This is a genomic window from Nocardioides nematodiphilus, assembly GCF_020216525.1.
GTDB lineage: Bacteria > Actinomycetota > Actinomycetes > Propionibacteriales > Nocardioidaceae > Nocardioides > Nocardioides nematodiphilus.
In genome coordinates this window covers 1-5,337 of record NZ_JAIWOY010000021.1, presented here as the reverse complement: position 1 = coordinate 5,337, position 5,337 = coordinate 1, and the positions used below count along the sequence as shown (strand labels likewise).

Here is a 5,337-nt window from a genome sequence, read left to right as displayed (position 1 = left end):
GTTGGTTCGTGGACGCGAACACTTTGCGCAGTTTATGCGTTTGTTGGTTTTGTTGAGCGTTTGTAAGGCAAGCCCTCGGCCTATTAGTACCAGTCAGCTCTACCTCACGGTTGTACACTTCTGGCCTATCAACCCCATCGTCTATAGGGAGCCTTAACCCAATATGGGTGGGAAACCTCATCTTGAAACATGCTTCCCGCTTAGATGCGTTCAGCGGTTATCACTTCCGAACGTAGCCAACCAGCCATGCACCTGGCGGTACAACTGGCACACCAGAGGTTCGTCCATCCCGGTCCTCTCGTACTAGGGACAGCCTTTCTCAAGTTTCCTACGCGCGCAGAGGATAGGGACCGAACTGTCTCACGACGTTCTAAACCCAGCTCGCGTGCCGCTTTAATGGGCGAACAGCCCAACCCTTGGGACCTACTCCAGCCCCAGGATGCGACGAGCCGACATCGAGGTGCCAAACCATCCCGTCGATATGGACTCTTGGGGAAGATCAGCCTGTTATCCCCGGGGTACCTTTTATCCGTTGAGCGATGCCGCTTCCACATGCCGACACCGGATCACTAGTTCCGACTTTCGTCCCTGCTCGACATGTCTGTCTCACAGTCAAGCTCCCTTGTGCACTTACACTCAACACCTGATTACCAACCAGGCTGAGGGAACCTTTGAGCGCCTCCGTTACATTTTAGGAGGCAACCGCCCCAGTTAAACTACCCATCAGGCACTGTCCCTGAACCAGATCATGGTCCTAGGTTAGACATCTAGTACGACCAGAGTGGTATTTCAACGATGACTCCACCCATACTGGCGTATGGACTTCACAGTCTCCCACCTATCCTACACAAGCCGAACCAAACACCAATACCAAACTATAGTAAAGGTCCCGGGGTCTTTCCGTCCTTCTGCGCGTAACGAGCATCTTTACTCGTAGTGCAATTTCGCCGAGTCCACGGTTGAGACAGCGCCCAAGTCGTTACTCCATTCGTGCAGGTCGGAACTTACCCGACAAGGAATTTCGCTACCTTAGGATGGTTATAGTTACCACCGCCGTTTACTGGGGCTTAAGTTCTCAGCTTCGACATTACTGTCTAACCGGTCCCCTTAACCTTCCAGCACCGGGCAGGAGTCAGTCCGTATACATCGTCTTACAACTTCGCACGGACCTGTGTTTTTAGTAAACAGTCGCTTGGGCCTGGTCTCTGCGGCCTTTCACGCTCCCCCAGCAAGTGGGTTCACGATCCGGGCCCCCCTTCTCCCGAAGTTACGGGGGCATTTTGCCGAGTTCCTTAACCATGGTTCACTCGATCGCCTTGGTATTCTCTACCTGATCACCTGAGTCGGTTTGGGGTACGGGCGGCTCGAAGCTCGCTAGAGGTTTTTCTCGACAGCATAGGATCATCGACTTCCCCAAACGGGTCCCCATCAGATCTCAGACACGCTATTCAAAGCAGAACGGCGGATTTGCCTACCATTCGTCCTACATCCTTAGCCGGCGACAACCATCGCGCCGGATCGACTACCTTCCTGCGTCACCCCATCGCTTACCTACTACACGCTCGGGTCGTGCGCTACGCACACACGCCGCCCCCGAAGGGTTGGTCGCGGTGTTTCGGGCACTTAGCATCACGCGCCTCAGCATGGGCGCTTCTTCGCCGGTACCAGAATATCAACTGGTTGTCCATCGACTACGCCTGTCGGCCTCGCCTTAGGTCCCGACTTACCCAGGGCAGATTAGCTTGACCCTGGAACCCTTGATCATCCGGCGGATGAGTTTCTCACTCATCATTCGCTACTCATGCCTGCATTCTCACTCGTGTACTCTCCACGGCTAGATCACTCTGCCGCTTCACCGCATACACGACGCTCCCCTACCCACCCCAGAACAAATTCTGGAGTGCCATAGCTTCGGCGGGCGGCTTGAGCCCCGCTACATTGTCGGCGCGGAATCACTTGACCAGTGAGCTATTACGCACTCTTTCAAGGGTGGCTGCTTCCAAGCCAACCTCCTGGTTGTCACTGCGACTCCACATCCTTTTCCACTTAGCCGCCGCTTAGGGGCCTTAGCTGATGGTCTGGGCTGTTTCCCTCTCGACAATGGAGCTTATCCCCCACTGTCTCACTGCTGCGCTCTCACTTACACCCATTCGGAGTTTGGCTAACGTCAGTAACCTGGTCGGGCCCATCGGCTATCCAGTGCTCTACCTGATGCAAGAAACACGCAACGCTGCACCTAAATGCATTTCGGGGAGAACCAGCTATCACGAAGTTTGATTGGCCTTTCACCCCTATCCACAGGTCATCCCCTCCATTTTCAACTGAAGTGGGTTCGGTCCTCCACGCCGTCTTACCGGCGCTTCAACCTGCCCATGGATAGATCACTTCGCTTCGGGTCTAGAGCATGCGACTAAAACGCCCTATTCGGACTCGCTTTCGCTACGACTACCCCACACGGGTTAACCTCGCCACACACCACTAACTCGCAGGCTCATTCTTCAAAAGGCACGCCATCACCCCAACACTCTCAAAGAGAGCAGCCGGGCTCTGACGGATTGTAGGCACATGGTTTCAGGTACTATTTCACTCCCCGCCAGGGGTACTTTTCACCTTTCCCTCACGGTACTTGTCCGCTATCGGTCATCAAGAAGTATTTAGGCTTAACAGGTGGTCCTGCCAGATTCACACGCCATTCCAGGAGTAGCGTGTTACTTGGGAAATCCCTCCACAGACACAGCCTTACCACTACGGGACTCTCACCCTCTACGGCGCCGCTTCCCAACGACTTCGCATTCAGCTGTGTTTTCTTACTGTGCAACCCACCGGCAGATGAGTTCGAAGGCTCCCACGACCCCAACCACGCAACCCCTGCCGGGTATCACACGTGACTGGTTTAGCCTCATCCGCTTTCGCTCGCCACTACTCACGGAATCACTTTTGTTTTCTCTTCCTACCGGTACTGAGATGTTTCACTTCCCGGCGTTCCCTCCACCTGCCCTATACATTCAGGCAGGGGTAACACGACATGACTCGTGCTGGGTTCCCCCATTCGGACACCCCCGGATCAACGCTCCGTTGCCAACTCCCCAGGGCTTAACGCAGGCTCGCACGTCCTTCATCGGCTCTTGATGCCAAGGCATCCACCATGTGCCCCTCATAGCTTGCCAAACAAACACTCAACAAAAACAACAAACACGTCGTCGTCTTAGTCGAGCAAAACTCAAATCAAAGGCAATAAACTACAAAGACTAGAAAGTGCCGCCTACCCACACAACCTGGTGAAGTCATGTGAGCTTGCACAGCAGCACTCATAAGATGCTCGCGTCCACTATCCAACTATCAACCACCACACCCACCAACACCCACCACACACTCACGTGCGCTTCAGACGAAGGAGGCAACCCCACCACCCCCACAGGGGCTCCGGGGCAGAGGATGTGATTCCTCAAAGCCCAACAGCGTGCCAAAACTCCAGACCACATCAACGAGGGAGAGGTTCCACTCCAGCAAGCTGGCTGTACTGACCCCCACACTGACCGTGTCGGTTCTTCGTCGACGATTCCACTAGTGAGTAGCACCATCCAGACAAGCACTGTTGCCGCCTGATCATGGCCACTGACTCCTTAGAAAGGAGGTGATCCAGCCGCACCTTCCGGTACGGCTACCTTGTTACGACTTCGTCCCAATCGCCAGCCCCACCTTCGACAGCTCCCTCCCACAAGGGGTTAGGCCACCGGCTTCGGGTGTTGCCGACTTTCGTGACGTGACGGGCGGTGTGTACAAGGCCCGGGAACGTATTCACCGCAGCGTTGCTGATCTGCGATTACTAGCGACTCCGACTTCATGGGGTCGAGTTGCAGACCCCAATCCGAACTGAGACCGGCTTTTTGGGATTCGCTCCCCCTCACGGGATCGCAGCCCTTTGTACCGGCCATTGTAGCATGCGTGAAGCCCTGGACATAAGGGGCATGATGACTTGACGTCATCCCCACCTTCCTCCGAGTTGACCCCGGCAGTCTCCTATGAGTCCCCACCATAACGTGCTGGCAACATAGAACGAGGGTTGCGCTCGTTGCGGGACTTAACCCAACATCTCACGACACGAGCTGACGACAGCCATGCACCACCTATCTACCGACAAAAAGGGGCACTATCTCTAGCGCTTTCCGGTAGTAGTTGAACCCAGGTAAGGTTCTTCGCGTTGCATCGAATTAATCCGCATGCTCCGCCGCTTGTGCGGGCCCCCGTCAATTCCTTTGAGTTTTAGCCTTGCGGCCGTACTCCCCAGGCGGGGCGCTTAATGCGTTAGCTGCGGCACGGAACCCATGGAATAGGCCCCACACCTAGCGCCCAACGTTTACGGTGTGGACTACCAGGGTATCTAATCCTGTTCGCTCCCCACACTTTCGCTCCTCAGCGTCAGAACATTCCCAGAGAACCGCCTTCGCCACCGGTGTTCCTCCTGATATCTGCGCATTTCACCGCTACACCAGGAATTCCGTTCTCCCCTGAATGCCTCTAGTCTGCCCGTATCGAAAGCAGGCCCAGGGTTAAGCCCTGGGTTTTCACTCCCGACGCAACAGACCGCCTACGAGCCCTTTACGCCCAATAATTCCGGACAACGCTCGGACCCTACGTATTACCGCGGCTGCTGGCACGTAGTTGGCCGGTCCTTCTTCTGTGCATACCGTCACTTGCGCTTCGTCTGCACTGAAAGAGGTTTACAACCCGAAGGCCGTCATCCCTCACGCGGCGTTGCTGGATCAGGCTTCCGCCCATTGTCCAATATTCCCCACTGCTGCCTCCCGTAGGAGTCTGGGCCGTGTCTCAGTCCCAGTGTGGCCGGTCACCCTCTCAGGCCGGCTACCCGTCGAAGCCTTGGTAGGCCATTACCCCACCAACAAGCTGATAGGCCGCGAGCACATCCTGGACCCAAAAAAGTTTCCACCACCATCCATGCAGAAAGTGGTCATATCCGGTATTAATCACCGTTTCCGGTGGCTATCCCAGAGTCCAGGGCAGATTACTCACGTGTTACTCACCCGTTCGCCGCTCGAGTACCCCGAAGGGCCTTTCCGCTCGACTTGCATGTGTTAAGCACGCCGCCAGCGTTCGTCCTGAGCCAGGATCAAACTCTCCATCAAAAAACAAACACCCAACCCACCAAAAGTGAGCCGAGCAAGAAGAGATGCCTGAAACAAAACAAACCCTGACAAAATCAATTGCCAGAATTAGTTAGTTAACCGTTGAAACCCGAAGGTCAACGGGGCATAACAAAATTAATTCGTCGACTATTTGACACACTGTTGAGTTCTCAAGAATCACACGCGCACCGTG

Annotated in this window: 2 rRNA genes; both read right to left on the bottom strand. The window is 55.1% G+C overall.

What is annotated here, in order from left to right:
* Window positions 1-63: 63 nt before the first annotated feature.
* Window positions 64-3,167 (bottom strand): 23S ribosomal RNA (locus KSO98_RS18310).
* Window positions 3,168-3,627: 460 nt separating this feature from the next.
* Window positions 3,628-5,144 (bottom strand): 16S ribosomal RNA (locus tag KSO98_RS18305).
* Together the 16S and 23S rRNA genes form the textbook arrangement of a ribosomal RNA operon.
* Between the last annotated feature and the right edge of the window lie 193 nt (window positions 5,145-5,337).